At 42.5% G+C, this 17583-nt stretch carries 12 protein-coding genes, 4 tRNA genes and 1 pseudogene; 11 read left to right on the plus strand and 6 right to left on the minus strand.

Going from position 1 to position 17583, the window contains the following annotated elements:
• Positions 1-173: 173 nt before the first annotated feature.
• Both metW and JMY00_RS12925 read right to left on the minus strand, forming a co-directional pair.
• Entirely contained in the window at positions 174-782 is a 609-nt protein-coding gene (gene metW, locus JMY00_RS12920; RefSeq protein WP_057758464.1) for a methionine biosynthesis protein MetW, read from the minus strand.
• A gap of 32 nt (positions 783-814) precedes the next feature.
• Positions 815-2143 (minus strand): annotated as a pseudogene (locus JMY00_RS12925) (homoserine O-acetyltransferase); the annotation flags it as partial.
• 489 nt (positions 2144-2632) lie between these two features.
• Between JMY00_RS12925 and hemH the strand changes: the two are divergent.
• Complete coding sequence (gene hemH, locus JMY00_RS12930; protein ID WP_201580451.1) at positions 2633-3652, plus strand: ferrochelatase; 1020 nt, start codon at positions 2633-2635, stop codon at positions 3650-3652.
• A gap of 114 nt (positions 3653-3766) precedes the next feature.
• Here the strand turns inward: hemH and JMY00_RS12935 are convergent, their stop codons facing one another.
• The 4 genes from JMY00_RS12935 to JMY00_RS12950 all read right to left on the minus strand — a co-directional run bounded on the left by JMY00_RS12935 (position 3767) and on the right by JMY00_RS12950 (position 8862).
• The gene (locus JMY00_RS12935; RefSeq protein WP_201580452.1) at positions 3767-4141 is read right to left on the minus strand and encodes a hypothetical protein; all 375 of its coding nucleotides are present in this window, start codon (positions 4139-4141) and stop codon (positions 3767-3769) included.
• A 287-nt stretch (positions 4142-4428) separates the two neighbouring features.
• Positions 4429-4887, minus strand: coding sequence for a hypothetical protein (locus JMY00_RS12940; protein WP_240990759.1), 459 nt, complete (start codon positions 4885-4887; stop codon positions 4429-4431).
• A gap of 374 nt (positions 4888-5261) precedes the next feature.
• Positions 5262-8240 (minus strand): DNA polymerase I, encoded by a 2979-nt coding sequence (polA, locus tag JMY00_RS12945; RefSeq protein ID WP_201580453.1) that lies wholly within the window; start codon positions 8238-8240, stop codon positions 5262-5264.
• Between the two features lie 208 nt (positions 8241-8448).
• Positions 8449-8862 (minus strand): organic hydroperoxide resistance protein, encoded by a 414-nt coding sequence (locus JMY00_RS12950; RefSeq protein ID WP_102094625.1) that lies wholly within the window; start codon positions 8860-8862, stop codon positions 8449-8451.
• A 266-nt stretch (positions 8863-9128) separates the two neighbouring features.
• On the opposite strand from JMY00_RS12950, the gene JMY00_RS12955 reads away from it, so the two are divergent.
• The 10 genes from JMY00_RS12955 to JMY00_RS13000 all read left to right on the plus strand — a co-directional run bounded on the left by JMY00_RS12955 (position 9129) and on the right by JMY00_RS13000 (position 17249).
• Entirely contained in the window at positions 9129-10031 is a 903-nt protein-coding gene (locus JMY00_RS12955; RefSeq protein ID WP_201580454.1) for a hypothetical protein, read from the plus strand.
• Between the two features lie 209 nt (positions 10032-10240).
• Positions 10241-11836 (plus strand): peptide chain release factor 3, encoded by a 1596-nt coding sequence (locus JMY00_RS12960; protein WP_201580455.1) that lies wholly within the window; start codon positions 10241-10243, stop codon positions 11834-11836.
• 203 nt (positions 11837-12039) lie between these two features.
• Positions 12040-12891, plus strand: a complete 852-nt coding sequence (locus tag JMY00_RS12965) for an RsiV family protein (RefSeq protein ID WP_201580456.1) — start codon at positions 12040-12042, stop codon at positions 12889-12891.
• A gap of 157 nt (positions 12892-13048) precedes the next feature.
• Positions 13049-14296, plus strand: a complete 1248-nt coding sequence (locus JMY00_RS12970) for an FHA domain-containing protein (protein WP_201580457.1) — start codon at positions 13049-13051, stop codon at positions 14294-14296.
• A 174-nt stretch (positions 14297-14470) separates the two neighbouring features.
• Positions 14471-15967 (plus strand): anthranilate synthase component I, encoded by a 1497-nt coding sequence (trpE, locus tag JMY00_RS12975; protein WP_201580458.1) that lies wholly within the window; start codon positions 14471-14473, stop codon positions 15965-15967.
• A gap of 192 nt (positions 15968-16159) precedes the next feature.
• Positions 16160-16235, plus strand: a tRNA-Thr gene (locus JMY00_RS12980).
• A gap of 67 nt (positions 16236-16302) precedes the next feature.
• Positions 16303-16386, plus strand: a tRNA-Tyr gene (locus tag JMY00_RS12985).
• Positions 16387-16470: 84 nt separating this feature from the next.
• Positions 16471-16544: transfer RNA gene (locus JMY00_RS12990), tRNA-Gly, on the plus strand.
• Between the two features lie 103 nt (positions 16545-16647).
• Positions 16648-16722, plus strand: a tRNA-Thr gene (locus JMY00_RS12995).
• 209 nt (positions 16723-16931) lie between these two features.
• The gene (locus JMY00_RS13000) at positions 16932-17249 is read left to right on the plus strand and encodes a DUF6122 family protein (RefSeq protein ID WP_227673252.1); all 318 of its coding nucleotides are present in this window, start codon (positions 16932-16934) and stop codon (positions 17247-17249) included.
• Positions 17250-17583 lie beyond the last annotated feature (334 nt).

Below are 17583 nucleotides of genomic sequence, written 5' to 3' on the forward strand. Positions count from 1 at the left end.
TGCTTTTTTACTTAGTTTACAACGGGTTATCTTCATAAAAGTAGTCTAGCATAGTGCTTATCTACTACAGCCCCTAAATTTATATTAAGTTAACAATCTATTAAGGTTAATACCAACTTATGCGGCACTGTTCAGCAGTCTATAAAATACAAAGATAGCTAATGATTTAGCGGTTATTTTTTGGTCACTCGGTAGATAGCGACGTCTGCTAACAAGTTAGGCGCTTGCCTAATTAACGCCTTCATCAAAGGTGTATGACCTTTTTCAGAATCGCTAACGGCAAAACGATTAATAATATGAATATCATGCTGCGCACATAACAGTTCAAAATCTTTGAAAGTACATAGGTGAATGTTTGGTGTGTTGTACCATTCGTAAGGCAGCGCTTCAGAGACAGGCATCATACCTTTAAGCCCTAAATGAATACGGTTTTGCCAATGTGCAAAGTTAGGGAAGGTAATGACTGCTTCACGGGCAACTCTCAGCATATCAAGCAACAACTCGTCAGGTGCTTTTACTGCTTGTAGGGCACGTGCCATGACGACCGTGTCAAAGCTGTTATCAGCAAAGCGCGCTAGACCATCGTTGAGATCCTGCTCGACAATTGATAAGCCATTACCAATTGCCTCATTAATTTTGTCTTCATCAATCTCTAGTCCGTAACCTGTTACACCTAGTTTTTGCTGTAAGTGGGCAAGCAGCTCGCCATTGCCACAACCTAAGTCCAGTACGTGTGCTTGCGGCGCAATCCAGCGCTCTGCCAGTTGGTGATCCATTCTCATGAGCGCTCTCCTGTGGCTGGGCGGCTAGGGGTAATAAATGGCGCAGTCAAAAATCCTTTAACCGCACCCATGTAGCGAGGAATATCAAATAAGAATGAGTCATGTCCGTGCGGCGCGTCAATATTGATATAGCTGACTGGTTTGCCAGTGGCCATTAGCGCATCGACAATCTCTTGTGAGCGCTCAGGTGCAAAGCGCCAGTCAGTGGTAAATGACACAACCAGATATTGGCATTGTGTATGAGCAAAGGCAGCTTTAAGCGCAGAAAGCTCTTGCTGACGATCAGACTCAATATCTTCAATCGTCGTTACCGCATCTTCTAATTCACTCTGTGCATTGGCTTTGCTAGATTCGACTGACGCCGCGATTGAGTCTTCTATTTGCACTGCCGACTCTGTAGTATCTTTTGCTACGGTTGATGGGTAGTCGCGTATTGGATAGTCGCGCGTCGGATCAAAGTAATCTAAGGCTTTAGTCATGAGCAGATAGGTATTGGCATCAAAGTTTTCACTAAAGCGCTCGCCTTGATAGCGTAGGTAGCTTTCGACCTGAAATTCAACATCGTAGCCATACATGAATTTACCTGATTTTAAATCACGGCCAAATTTGGCTTTCATCGCGTCATCAGTTAAATAGGTAATATGGCCAACCATACGCGCCAATATCAGTCCGCGACGAGGATAAGTGCCTTCTTGTATATAGCGACCATCTTTAAAGTCAGGATCGGATAATATAGATTGGCGCGCTACTTCGTTAAAGGCGATATTTTGAGCAGATAGCTTTGGCGTACTGGCGATAACCACACAGCGCTTCAATCGCTCTGGATAGTCAACAGACCATTGTAGCGCTTGCATACCACCCATTGAGCCGCCGACAATAGCGTGCCAAACGTCGATGCCTAAACGATCTGAAAGCATTGCTTGGGTTTTCACCCAGTCTTTGATGGTGATCAGCGGAAAATCAGGGCCATACACTTGCGGCTCATCGCAGCTATTTGCATCAAGGCTGTCCGAACTAACACTATCCGAACCAACGCTATCAGGGTTAATAGTGGTAGGCCCTGTTGAACCAAAACAGCTGCCGATATTATTGACACACACCACATAAAACTGATTGGTATCAATCGCTTTATTAGGGCCAATCATATTGTCCCACCAGCCTGCTTTTTTGTCATCAGCATTATGGAAGCCAGCTGCATGATGATTGCCTGACAACGCGTGGCAAATCAGAATTGCATTTGATTTGTCGCTATTGAGCGTACCGTAAGTCTCTACCATCAAGTCAAACGAGGGCAGGGTACGGTTGCATTCTAACGTTAAGGGCTCAGCAAAATGAAAATTCTGGGGCGTAACGACACCCACAGACCCTACAGCACTGTCGGTATTGGCTGAGCTACTAGGGTGAGGGTGTGAATTAGGATGCTGGTCACTGGTATTATCAGAGCGTGCGTTCAAAGCTACCTCGCAAGACTACAATCATCAATAAAATAAAAGCAAAATGGCACGTTGCTAACAGGCTATTTTACTTACACGGTTTTTATAAACTGGGCCTGCCTATTGTATGGTGATGCGCGTTGGAGTACAACCATTGAGCGCGCCTTTCGAGCGCATCGATCATAGTTTTTATAGAAGGTGCGCTAGAAATGAATAACGAGTAAGCTGCCAGCATCAAGTAATCAAGAGTTAATAAATAGCAACTGCGTATCAAATTGTATAGGGGCGCTTTTAGCCCGCGTCATTAATAGATAAAATGCTACACTAATGAGGTGTCCATTCAACTGTGTCTTAACAGTATCGTCTCTTATTATTTTGATCTTACCCTTAATAACTTACTGCTAATAAAGTGCTGCTATGAAACCTAAATTGCCCCCACGTATTGCCGTTTTGTTAGTGAATCTTGGTACACCAGATGAGCCAACGGCACCTGCCGTACGTCGCTACCTCAAACAGTTTTTGTCAGACCCACGAGTGATTGAGATTCCCAAATTCCTATGGGCTATCATTCTGAATCTATTTGTCTTGCCCAGTCGTCCTAAGCGCGTAGCAAAGGCTTACGCCAGTATCTGGGAAGGTGACTCACCGATTCGTAAGATACTAAAAAGCCAAGTTGAGCTATTAGAGCCACGTTTGGCTGATAGTGTGGCGCCATTTCGTATCTCTGTGCATCCTGCGATGAGCTATGGTAATCCTGGTTTGCCTGATGTCATGGACGCGCTACGTGGTGAAGGGGTTGATCACTTTGTCATACTGCCGTTGTTTCCGCAGTACTCTGCCTCTTCAGGCGGTGCGGTATATGATGCTCTGACAAAGTGGACGCTAAAACAACGCAACTTGCCAAACTATACGATTGTCAAAGACTACTTTGCCCATCCCCTATATATTCAAGCTTTGGCCAACTCTATTCGCCGTTTTCAAGAGAAGCATGGCAAGCCTGAAAAATTGATGTTTAGTTTTCATGGTATCCCGCAGCCTTATGCCGATAAAGGCGATCCTTATCCTAAACGCTGTAAATGTACCGCTGCACAAGTGGCACATGAGCTTGGCCTGACAGAAGATGAATGGATTATCAGTTTCCAGTCTCGCTTTGGTAAGCAAGAGTGGGTTAAGCCATATACCGATGTGGTGTTGGAAGATTGGGGTAAGTCAGGTGTGCGCTCGGTACAGGTAATCAGTCCAGCGTTTTCAGCAGATTGTCTAGAGACACTAGAAGAGTTAGCCATTGAAAACCGTGATAACTTCCTTAATGCTGGCGGGCAAGAGTATCATTATATCCCTGCATTAAACCTTGATGAGACACATATTGAGTTGCTTGAAGCGTTGAGCTTGCCTTTAGTAAAAGGTTGGGCTGGCACGTTAGATGGATGGGTTTAGTTAGTCGAGAGTCGCTGTTTTAGTAAATTGAATAGTAGAATAAAAAAAGCACGCTTAATATAGTTAAGCGTGCTTTTCTATGACTAAACATTGTATCAACGGTTATGTTAAGTGCTAAAAATCATCATCGTTGCTACGTTCAGCCGCTTCTCTATCAACAATATCCATCGCATCTGGATAATCACTGTCATCAAGATTGTCCTGAACCAAAATCTCATCGACACGTGACTCATCGATATTTTGACGATGCGCAGGTGTTAGTCCTTGGGTCGCATCACTACCGACTTCTGAGTTATTAAATCCTGCACTATTATCGATCACATCATCGTTATCAATGGTATGCAGTATAGGATTGTCCAAATCGACCAATTGGTTGTCTTGTTCATCCTGATTGTTGTTATCTAAGTTATCGACGTTGTCATTGTTGTCACGACGATTGTCGTCAATATGATCCATCTCTTCTGGTAGTGGGTTTTTTGAGTTTTCCATGAATAATTCCTTATTGTAGTTATTAGATGTTGCCATCATTAGAAGTAAAGTATCGTACTGATTTATCAGAGCAAAGCGTGTTGTAACATGAATAATATGCTTCTCAGTTTGTACGCTTATTCAACTTTTCACTAGTAGTAAGGTGTGACAGGATGTTCAAAAAATGTAAGACGATGACTAGAACGCAAAACGACTACTCAAGATGAGTAGCCGTAATTATTTATGAAATTTATGCTAAGTCTTTGTACGATAGCCAGATCGCTACATAAATAATAAAACTTATAGTTTTAATTATTGGCGTGGTCGAACTTATAATTTAACTTCTGAACCAGACATGACTGATAGTCAGCCAGTTTAAATCGCCATAAATAGGTCAAGGCAATACCATAAATGGCAGTCTCAGCCAGCTCTTCGACAATTTCACCAAATGTATGCGGGAACATAATAGCATTCTCACCCATGTACTGAATGATAGCCAGTACAGTAATGCTAAGATAGGGCGAAACTGGCACGTTTTTTAGCACTGCCCATAGGTAATGCCTCGAATAGACCAGCAAACCAAGCGCGACGAGATAGATAACGGTAAGGACGCTGTCCTCCCACCAGTCATAAGACTGACCAAGCATCGAAAAATCGCTTGGAACCAGTAAGTCTGGTAGATAGTTCAACTCTCGACGAATGACAGAAACAAATATAAGTACTGCTGCTAGCCAAAAAGCCTTAATTTGTTTGACATGACTTTTCATAACATATTATGAACTGCGCAATAGGCATATTATCAAAAGTATAATGCCAGGGACTTCAATGATGCCATCTGAACTCAAAATAACTGGCTCCTGCGTATCAAAAAGAATGTGTTAAAAACAAAAAAGTGAGCCCAAAGGCTCACTTTAAAGCAAAAATATCGAATAGTTAGTGTTTAACAGATGACCTATTGTAAACCCCGTACCTAGATATTACTGTTATGAAATATAACTAACTGGTCATAAGTGATTGTTAATATAAACAATATATAATGACTCATTGTAGTATCAGTTATCAAAAACTCTCATATCTGCAAAATATATAAATAATCGTGCCTTACACGCTTGATAAAATGGCAGTTAGTGACAGTTAATGTCTAGTGCGCCTCATCCCAGTTTTGACCGCTATCAGTCTCGACTAATAAAGGTACTGCAAAGTCTACATTCCAGCCTTTTTCTACTGCTGTAGTCGTCAATACATCTTGCATAGCATTAGTAATTAGCTGGCTAACTTCGTCTACTTTATCGGCATCTACTTCAAACACCAATTCATCGTGAACCTGTAGCAGCATTTTGGCTTGTTCTTTTGGCAGCACTTTATCAACGGCAATCATAGCAAGCTTGATTAAATCGGCAGCAGAGCCTTGTAGTGGGGCGTTAATCGCCGCGCGCTCAGCACCTTGCTTGACCATACGATTACTATGATTGATATCAGGAGTATAGAGCTTACGGCCCAATATTGTTTCGACATAACCTTGTTCATAGGCGCTGGCACGAGTATTGATCATATAGTTTTTGACGCCTGGATAACGCTCAAAGTACATATCGATATAGTCTTGTGCCTCGCCGCGGCTCATCTGTAGCTGCTTGGCAAGTCCAAAGGCACTCATTCCGTATAACAGACCAAAATTAATGGCTTTAGCATTACGACGTTCGGTCGAAGTGACGTCTGCGACATCCTTACCAAGTACTTCGGCAGCAGTAGCCGCGTGAATATCTAACCCTTCGTTAAAGGCATGGGTTAGGTTTTCATCACCTGAGAAATGCGCCATTAGACGCAACTCAATTTGTGAATAATCCGCTGCGAGAATCACGCGGCCTTCTGGTGCGATAAAGGCTTGACGAATTAAGCGACCAGTCGCAGTACGAATTGGGATATTTTGCAAGTTAGGATCTGTCGATGACAAACGACCAGTGCTCGTTAATGCCTGATGGTAGCTAGTATGTACGCGATCGGTTTCGCTATCTGCGACATTATCTAGCGCATCAGTATAAGTGCTCTTAAGCTTGGACAGTCCGCGATACTCCAAGGTGATGTCAACCAATGGATGATCGATTTTTGATAGTACCGCCTCACCAGTCGAGTATTGACCAGATTTGGTTTTTTTACCGCCAGCTACGCCTAGCTTTTCAAACAGCATCTCACCGAGCTGCTTAGGAGAGCCTAAGTTAAACTCTTCACCTGCCACTTCATAGGCGCGCTTCTCTAGAGCAATAATTTCTTCATCAAAGCGTTTAGATAGTTCGTTTAAGAATGAACGTTTAATCAAAATACCATGCGCTTCCATTTGGCAAAGTATCTCTGCCGTTGGAATTTCTAGCTCGTGTAACAATTTGGCATTATTAGCATCGTTAGCCAGCTCAACGCTGAACACGTCAAATAATTGATAGGTGATATCGGCATCTTCACAAGCATAATCGCTCGCGATATCGATGGCCACTTGGTCAAAGGTAACTTGCTTAGCGCCTTTACCTGCTACATCTTCAAAGCTGATGGTTTGCGTTTGCAGATAATGGCGTGCCAAATCATCCATGCCGTGGCGAGTGGCTGCCGCATTGATGACGTAGCTGGCAAGCATGGTGTCCATTGCCCAGTTATTTGGCTGCTCATGTATGGCGCCGACTAGATCGATATCATAGTGAGCGAGGATATGCGCATCGTACTTTAGATGCTGACCGATTTTACCGATATTAGGATTCTCTAGTACAGGTTTTAAGCGAGCTAATACCGTATCACGATCAAGCTGCTTGGCTATCAGATCATCACCTTCTAGGCTATGCGTAAGCGGAATGTAATAGGCTTCGTGTGCTTGTAACGCAAAGGATAAACCGACAATTTGTGCGTCACGCCAATGAACGCTAGTGGTTTCGGTATCAATGACAAAATGCGGAGCAGCTTCTAACAATTCGACCAAGCTGTCAAACGCTGGCTCGTCGAGTACAGTGTGCCACGCTTTATCATGGTCAGTACTGTCTTTAATATTGTCGCTCTTGGTGGATTGGAGCGATTTTGCCACTTGTGCCTGTGACTCCGTATCGGCTTGGCTATCAGCAACACTTTTCGAACCATTGGCAGGATGATTTGGATGATCAAGCGATGCTAGCTCATTTCTAAACTCAAGCTCATTATATAATTCACGCAATTCATTTATATGCGCACAAGGGTCGGTATTGATTTTTAGATCATTCCAATCTTGACCGATGGCTAAGTTAGTGACGATGGTAGCAAGCTTTCTGTTAAAAGGAATATCGTCAGCATGCTCAATCAGACCTTTCGCCCCGCGACCTTTGATAAAGCCGATATGCTTGAGCATATTTTCGATATCACCATACTCAACGAGTAGGTCTTTAGCGGTCTTTTTACCGATACCAGGTACGCCTTTGATGCCGTCAGAGGCATCGCCCATTAGCGTTAAGAAATCGATCATTTGGTTTGGGTTAATACCGAATTTATCGATTACCGCTGGTGTATCCGTGACTTTACCTGTAAAGCTGTCTTCCAATATCACGCAGTCATTGACAAGCTGCATCATGTCTTTATCACCCGTTGAGATGACCACATGATGGCCTTGCTCGACAGCGCGATGGGCAAGTGTACCGATGATATCGTCAGCTTCCGCACCCTCGATACGCAACAGTGGAATACCTAATGCAGTGACTAAACGATGAATATAAGGAATCTGCTCTACCAGCTCGATATCGATGGGTGGACGAGCAGCTTTGTAATCAGCAGACATATGATGGCGAAAAGTCGGTGATTTAGTATCGAAGCAAACAGCCATATGAGTAGGGTGATAGCGACGCATCAGCTTGAGTAATGCGTTAAGTGTACCGCGTATCGCATTGGTGATTAGACCCTGCGAGTTTTGCATGGTTTTTGGCAAGGCGTGATAAGTGCGGAACAGATAATAGGAACCATCAACCAAAATAAAAGGCGGCTGATCTTTGTCTACATGACTGGTATCCATCAGCGCCACATTAGGCATGGTATCGAAGTTCGGTAGTGCTTTGGGGTCAAGCGCTTGGTGAGAGTTGTGGTCGTTATCGGTGGTATTGTCAGCTATGTCATCAGTCATAAAAGTCACTTATCAGCTATTAGATAAAAATATATACGCTTATTATAACGATAAAATCATCGTGTGCCGAACTGCTTAACCGTTACGAGATGTTGTAGCGATAATCTTTTTCACCAAGATTTCAAACAAAAAAAGAACCCAGACTAACTGGGTTCTTTTATAATTAATATATTTTTCATTATTAGTTGATAATGGATCTCATAATACGTTATTTTACTTCTGAAGAGACTTCAACATCGATATTACCACGTGTGGCTTTAGAATATGGGCATACTTGATGCGCTTTTTCAACTAACTGTTGAAACTCATCCGCTGACAAGTCTGTATTTTCACCAATGACATGAATTTTGGCTGCAAGCTTATATTCGTGGCCTTCGCCTTGTAGTAAATCTACTTCTATTGAAGTAGTCGAGTCAAATTTTGCCTTTTCCATCTGTTTGACTGCACCAAGGGCACTATCAAAGCAGGCGCTGTAGCCCATAGCAAAAAGTTGTTCTGGATTATTACCTTCTTTTCCGGAGCCTGGTGGTACCATGTTGATTTCAAGATCACTATCGCTTAAGGTTGCTGTACCCATGCGACCGCCAGTAACAGTAGATTTGGTAGAGTATAAAGATTTCATGACACATCCTTTGTTGTGAGTTTTTATGTTTATATTTAAGTGGTAAATCTTAATATTAAACCTAGCATAACAAATCGCTCACGCAGCTCAGTGCATAGAGAGTAAATATATACTACTAGTTTGTAAATGAGATTTCGGGCACAGTTTTATTCGTTTCTAGATTTACAAGCTTATTGTACAGTCGTCAAAGAGGTGCAATAGCGGTAATGAGCCATATATATTATCAGTACAGATAATAGAAATCTGAATCATAAGGACATTGTTTGATGAATAGATGGATTGCGATACCTAGTGTTTGTTTTTTGACGACGCTCGCTTTGATAGGATGCGAGGAAGAAGACGGCGCTTATGGGACGGCTAGTAGCAAGATTACATTGACAAGCTTTGCTAATAGTTATGATAGCAAAGCCAATGCTACGGCAATTGCGCGAATTGATGAAACGTATCGTACTGGTGCGCGCGAGATCAAAACAACCAATCTCATCAACAGTTATAGCAACCAAAGCCTGAATGATTTAGATAGAACCGTGCTGGCAGATGACTTCGAGGGTCGACTTGAAAATAAAGACATCGAGGTTAATAATCGGACGGTCAAACGCCCCATATATGAAAAAAACACCAACAATCAGCTAGACTATCAAACTACTTATAAGACGCTCAATTTGTCGGGTTTGCGTGCGAACAGCTATGTTGCTAGTACAAACGTGAACAATAGATACGGTGTTATTACCGACTTAAACAACTATTCTGAAATTCCGACCAATGTTGCCTTTCCTGAAGGGTCAGTTTGTTATATCCCTGTGGTAACTAGTGAGCGCTGGTTTTTGGCATTTAATGAGAAAAACAAAAGCGGATACGCTACAATAGATGAATGGCTTGATGCAGCCAAACAACGCTCTAGTGACAACAGAGATCATAGAACCTCTCAGTTCGGAGTGGGCATAGGCAATCAGAAACAAGCCGCGCAAGTCATGTTTTTTGAGTATGATGATCAGCCTGCTTATGAATATAGCGGTGTTGAGTATGGAAAAGACGTCTATGAGGCAAACTATGTCGCCAAAGGTAGCACCGACCCGAACACAGACAGTCGTTTTGACGTAGTTGATTGTACAATCGTCAATGAGATAGCTGGCGACTTCTTGGCTGAGCAAATCGAACGCTACTATTGAGATGAATTGATGACTATTAGTCGTGCTAATTAAGCAGGATGATCGTAATTAAAAAGCCCAAAAACACGCTTCGTTTAAATAACGGGGCGTGTTTTTTTATACGCTAATTCTGCACCCTGATGCTAAATCCGCTACAATACGCCCATTATTTATTTTATTTATTTATTTAGAGTCACTTCTAAATCACATAACTGTTGAAGCTGAAAATTATGAGCGTAGATCCAAAGAAATTAAACAAAGAAGTTGCTAAGCGCCGCACCTTTGCCATCATCTCGCATCCCGATGCTGGTAAGACCACCATGACCGAAAAACTCCTGTTATGGGGTCAAGCGATTCAGGTAGTGGGCGAAGTAAAAGGCCGTAAGACAGATCGTCATGCAACCTCAGATTGGATGAGCATGGAACAAGAGCGTGGCATCTCGATTACGACGTCTGTCATGCAGTTTCCATATAAAGACCATATGGTCAACCTACTAGATACCCCAGGTCACGCCGACTTTAGTGAAGATACTTACCGTACTTTGACTGCAGTGGATAGTGCGCTGATGATGGTCGATGGTGCAAAAGGTGTCGAAGAACGAACCATCAAGCTGATGGAAGTGTGTCGTATGCGCGATACGCCTATCATCTCATTCGTCAACAAGCTAGATCGTCAGATTCGTGAGCCGCTTGAATTGCTTAGCGAAATCGAAGCAGTATTGAAAATCAAATGTATCCCAGTGACTTGGCCTATCGGTATGGGTCAAGACTTCATTGGCGTCTATCATTTGACCGAAAATAAAACTTACTTTTACGAAAAAGGTAATGGCGGCAAGATGACGGTCTCTGAGACCCGAGAAGGCTACGATTATCCAGATATCCGTGAGCGTCTAGGACAGCTAATGTTTGACGCTTTTGAAGAGTCGCTTGAGCTGGTACAGATGGCGCTAGAAGAGTTCAGTGTTGAAGCGTTTTTGGCTGGCGAGATGACGCCAGTATTGTTTGGCACAGCATTGGGTAACTTTGGGGTAAACATGGTACTTGATACCTTGGTCAAATATGCACCGCCACCAAAAGCCCATCCAACTACTGAGCGTGAAGTATCAGCCACCGAGACAGATTTTACAGGCTTCGTCTTTAAAATTCAGGCCAATATGGATCCACGTCATCGTGACCGTATTGCGTTCTTGCGAGTGTGCTCTGGTAAGTACGAGAAGGGTATGAAAATGAAACATGTGCGTCTGGGGAAAGACGTACGTATTGCTGATGCTTTGACCTTTTTAGCAGGTGACCGTGAGGCGTTAGAAGAAGCCTATCCAGGTGATATCATTGGTTTGCATAACCATGGCACCATCTCTATTGGTGACAGTTTCACTGAAGGCGAGGAGTTGAGCTTTACGGGTATTCCGCATTTTGCCCCTGAATTGTTCCGCCGTGTGGTATTAAAAGATCCGCTCAAATCAAAAGCTCTGCAAAAAGGTCTTCAACAATTAAGTGAAGAGGGCGCAACGCAGGTGTTTATGCCGCAGATTAATAATGATTTGGTTTTGGGTGCAGTCGGTGTCCTACAGTTTGAAGTGGTCGCGCATCGTCTAAAAGAAGAGTACAAAGTTCAATGTACCTTTGAGCCAGTATCGATAGCTACGGTACGCTGGGTTCATTGCGATGATGAAGTAGCATTGGCGAAGTTCAAGAAAAAAGCCCATGACCAATTATCATTAGATGGGGGCGGTTATCTAACGTATCTTGCACCGTCACGGGTCAATCTACAGCTAATGCAAGACCGCTATCCAGAAGTGACTTTTAGTAGCACTCGCGAACATTAAATTTATTTATACGCTTATATCGTTCATTGATTAAGACACGCTAGCCGTGTCTTTTTTATTGTCTGTTATTTATGTGATAAATGCGAGGAGATAAGCATTTAATTGTCAACAGAACCTTAAAAACACAAACAGTGTTCCTACAATACAGTGCAATTGTTACGGTAGAATGATAAACAACATTTTATATTTATAAAAGAGGACATATGCACACTACGACTCAAACTGATGATAAATCTATATCGGCTGATCTATTTTCGATAAAGGTAAGCCAGAGACGTTCAATTGCTATGTTGACTGGCAGCCTATTATTAAGTGCCGTTAGTATGTCGGTAAATGCAGGAAGCTTTCTTAGTAGCACTGAATATCTACCGTATCAACTACCCAGTAATATACAAGAGACATGTGACAAGCGTGATAACTGTCCAGAGATTGAAGTTAAATATCTCAAAAGTAGTCAAAACTGGATAGATGAGATTGCCAATGCCCGTATCGATAACTTAGTCGTCAATAGTCAGATGACAGAGTCAGCACCTATCAAGGGTAAAACCAGCAAGAAAGAAGTTACAGCTGCTCTTGATAGCTTTGTGAGCTCGCAATTCCGAGATATGCCTGATGATGTGTCGTGGGGTTATAATCTGATGGTAACGCCCAATTATCTAGGTCATGTCGATGAGTTTGAACTGTTTGAGATTAGCTCTTACGTCTATACGGGCGGTGCACACGGCATGCCTTATAGCGAGTACCTAGTGTTTGACCCAAGTACCAAAAAGCAAGTCACGCTTGACGACATGCTTATATCAGGGCAAAAACCTCGTTTTGAGGCGCTTGCCTATGATGCGTATAAAGTGTGGGTCAAAACGGTTGCCGAAGACGTGAACAGTTATGAGAAAAACTGGCCATTTACGTTGAGCGATAATGTGACTTTAACAGACACGGGCGTTAGCATTCGTTACCAGCATTATTCTATCGGCCCATATGCTTACGGTATGCCTGTCCTTAATATCTCGTATAGTAAGCTTGATAAAATTATAAAACCTCACTTTATACCAAAATAAATACTGTATGGTGTTTGAAGAAAGTACTTAATAAACCGTACTAAGCAAATTTTATTAAAGAAATAGCGACAATACTTATCATAAATTGGCAGCAATATTTTAGAGTTATTATTTTTAGCATCATTGGATACTCAATAGAAAAATAAGGAGTTATAACATGACAAACGAGACAGATAGTATGAATACGGCAGCAAGTACAACTTGGCAGCTGAATGCACTGACGGAAGCGCTAGGTGACCTAACACTGACAGTTAGTGATAGCTTATCTATAGGTCGTGGTAGTGATAACGACGTAGTGCTAGGTAGTAAGCAGGTTTCTCGCAATCACGCGGTGCTCAGTGTGCTAGATGGTCAGCTCTACGTAAAAGACTTAGACTCTTCTAATGGCACGTTTATCAATGAGCAACGTATCGAGGGCAATAAATCTAGTCATCTAAAAGCAGACGATACGCTTGGCTTTGCAAGTTTTAGCTTTCAAATACAGGCATCTGCTGCACCTATGACGACGTCGGAGAGTGACACGCTAGCGCCAGTGACTACAGAGGAGTTAGTAGCAGATGTAGATACACATGAGAATGCTGACACGGCTACTGTGCTAGAAACTCCTGCTAGTGAGCCTGTGACCGAAGAGCAAGTAGTTGAAGAAAGTGCGAGCAAAGAAACTCTGATTGAAGAAGAGCCGATCATAGAGCAAACAGTTAATGAGCCAGTGATCAAAGAGACTGGCATCGAAGAAATGTTGCCTGCTACAGATGATACGGTACCTGTAGAGCCTTTACCTGTAGATGCCGGCTCAGATATGACCGAAGAATCAGTAACCCCTGCGCACGAAACCGTTGAACCGGCTGTTGAAGAACCAGCTGTTGAAGAGCTAGCTACTGAAGAAGCCGTTGCTACAGAGCCAGTTGTCAAAGAAACAGGTATCGATGAAGTACTGTCTGACGCGGATGCGGCATCGCCTACGCCAGTAGAAGAAACGCTAGGTGCCACAGAAGGGGTAGATGAAACAGCAACTGAAACAGAAGCTGTGACGTCTACAGAGCCATCACAGGCAGCATCTACTGATAGCGTGCCAGTGGTAGAAGAGCAGCCAGCAGTGCATGAAGAGCCAGTAGTCCAAGACGAACACGACAAAACGACAAAAACAGAGTTACAAGAAGAAGCTGACCCTGAAGTTTTAAAAGCCAAACAAGCAGCTAGTGCACAGTTTTCAGGCACGGCTAATTTAGGGCAGGCGCGCGATCTTGGTACCGAAGGCAATAATGCGATGGATCAAGAAATCAGCAACCCTGCTCATGCAGGTCATGTAGAGAAAAAAGCGAGCGGCGGCTGGTTTATATGGGTATTTGTGACCATTCTAATTATCGGTTTGGCCTTATGGTTGTTTAATATGGGCGGTGCATAATTCAACTCTACACTAGGTCTTTGTCGTAATTTTTGACAGAGGCCCTTGTGTGCTTACAGTTTTTTAAACAAATGACTCATTATAGCGTCGATATTTTAGCGAATATTGGCGCTATATTTTATAGAGCAGCTTATAGTTTTATTATTGCCTATAAGGTGCTAAGAGAGCGCTATTATGATGACTTTTGAAGAATACCAAGCTTTTAGAGATAGAGGCTTTAGTCACGCACCACTAGTAAAAAAACGTCTGATGGATGCGCAGACTCCCGTATCTGTATTCTCCAAAGTACGTGATCTAAACGGCTCTGCCTATTTGTTTGAGTCTGTGGTAGGCGGTGAGCGCTGGGCGCGATACTCCATGATTGGATTGGGTAGCGATCTGATTTTACAGTACGCTGATGGCAATATGACGACCAAACGAAACGATCATATTGATACAGAGTCAGTAGAGAATCCCTTTGATTACCTACGTGAGCTGATGGCGCAATATCATATGCCAACCGCTGAAGATGTGCCGACGATGCCGAGCTTTAGTGGCGGTCTAGTCGGTTACTTTGGCTACGATATGGTACGTGTTATTGAGCCAAGTGTCGGCTTATCTGATGCGCCCAACCCAATGTCGATGCCAGATATGTGGCTGATGCTTTCGATGAGCATTATTGTATTTGATAATTTAGAGAATACGCTATCAATCATCGTCTATGCTGATTGCCAGTCTGAGGATGGCTACAGTTCAGCTATCCGTGAGCTAGAACAAATCGAAGAAAAGCTAGCAGAGCCATCCAATTTGCGCGCACCTGTAATGCCTACGCCTAAATTTATATCGCAAACAGGTGCCGAAAAATACTGTAGCGATGTCAATAAAATAAAGGATTACATTGCCGCAGGTGACGTCATGCAGGTAGTGCCAGCGCAGCGCTTGACAGCGGACTATACAGGCGACTCTCTAGCCGTCTATCGTGCGCTTCGCTACCTTAATCCGTCGCCTTATCTGTTCTTGGTGCATGGCTATACACTCGATGATCACAAACGCTTTGATATTATCGGTGCTTCTCCTGAAATCCTATCCCGTATCGAAAATGGCAAGGTGACGGTAAGGCCGCTAGCAGGGACACGGCAACGTGGCCGAGATAAGGCTGAAGACCTCGCGCTTGAGCAAGAGCTGCTAAATGATGAGAAAGAAACAGCGGAGCATTTGATGCTCATTGATTTGGGTCGCAATGATCTTGGCCGCGTTTGCGAGTATGGCAGTGTCAAAGTTACAGAAAAGATGTTTATAGAGCGCTACTCACAAGTGATGCATATTGCATCTAATGTTGAGGGTACGATACGAGCTGACAAAGATGCACTAGATGTATTTTGTGCCACTTTCCCAGCTGGAACGCTATCAGGTGCACCCAAAATCCGCGCCATGCAAATTATTGATGAGATAGAACCAGTACGTCGAACGGTATTTGGTGGTTCAGTTGGTTATTTAGGTTGGAATGGTAATATGGACACTGCTATTGCTATCCGTACTGCGGTGATGCGCCGTGGTGAGATACATATTCAAGCCGGAGCAGGAGTCGTAGCTGATTCTGTACCAGAAAAAGAATGGGGTGAAACCAATAAAAAAGCATTGGCATTGATAAAAGCGGTAGAAATGGCCTGTAATGGCTTGCGTATTCGCTAATTAAATGGCCGGTGATATGATAAAAACAAAGGCTGATAGTAAAAAGCCAATTTATTGCCATATTTTTATTTATAAAAAAACTAGCTTAATCAGTGACTTAAATATTTATATCAAATTAATTTAAAAAAAGATGAAAAAGTACTTGCGCATCTCAAAAAATTTGATAGAATAGCCACCACTTTAAGAGAACAAGCCGACTTAGCTCAGTTGGTAGAGCAACTGACTTGTAATCAGTAGGTCGCCAGTTCGATCCCGGCAGTCGGCACCATCTCTCTTAAAGTAGCTTTTTATGAATTTGTCTTAAATGTAAGTCATTTTTGTTCAAAGCAACCTAAGGTGGGGTTGGGGAGCGGTCAAACCCAACAGACTGTAAATCTGTCGCGAAAGCTTCGAAGGTTCGAATCCTTCCCCCACCACCATATTTTCTAAAGTTTGTCATAGCGCCAAGCATACTCTCTATATCTCATAACTCTCGATTAGAGTTATCCTGAATAAGAGTAAATGCGGGTGTGGTATAATGGTAACACCTTAGCCTTCCAAGCTAATGACGCGGGTTCGATTCCCGCCACCCGCTCCATATATACACCATCGCAAAGCATAACAATAAATCATCACGAGAGTCAGTAATTATTGCTGCATCGTGATATTTTTTTTAGTGCAACTCAAAGGTTTCAATATACGCTCATATAGCTCAGCGGTAGAGCACTCCCTTGGTAAGGGAGAGGTCTCGAGTTCAATTCTCGATATGAGCTCCATTTATTGTTTATACCTTTTATGCTTGTTTTGCTATTTATATAACTTTGCGTCGATATCGAAATTATAGAATATTGAAATATATAACAGTAGTGCGGTAGACAATGATTCAAAGGTGACACTGAGGTGTTGCCTTTTAGTGCTGTCAGTATATTAATAAATATTGGTTTTGATGGTCTTATATAGAGAAGACTAAAACTAATAGGTCAGTATGCAGACATTAATACATTATTTTTTGCACTTTGGTTTTCCTCTTTTTATCGCGATTGCGTTTTTTAGAAAAGAGTGGAAAAAAGCATATCTGATTTTGCTTGCGACCATGTTGGTTGATATAGATCATCTGGTAGCAAACCCAATATTTCAGGCAAATAGATGTAGCATTAATTTTCATCCGTTACATACTTATTATGCGATGCTAGTGTATTTTGCTTTACTCTTTCTTCGTAAGCCTTTTAACATCATTGGAATTGGATTGCTGTTCCATATGTTAACGGATTTTACGGATTGTTTGATGATGTCGGTCAGCTAATATCGCGACCTTGCATATCAAGATAATTATACGGTTATAAGAAAGGTTATAATCAATCGAGCTTTATATCTACTAGCTAGAGAGAAGTTGATTTCGATTGAGAGATGTATGACTATTTAAGACAAGTCAGCGTATAATAACGGATACAAGAATTAGTTCGGAGCATTGTTTAAGCAGTGGTTCGTGCGGTTGATAGCTAGGTTTATGATGATTTAATTCTATTATGAGCCATTAAACAGCTTTTTATTGATCATTCACCAAAAAAAGAGGAAATACCCATGGCAAAGGCCAAGTTTGAACGTAACAAGCCACACGTCAACGTCGGTACAATCGG

This window comes from Psychrobacter sp. Pi2-52, from assembly GCF_904846705.1.
GTDB lineage: Bacteria > Pseudomonadota > Gammaproteobacteria > Pseudomonadales > Moraxellaceae > Psychrobacter.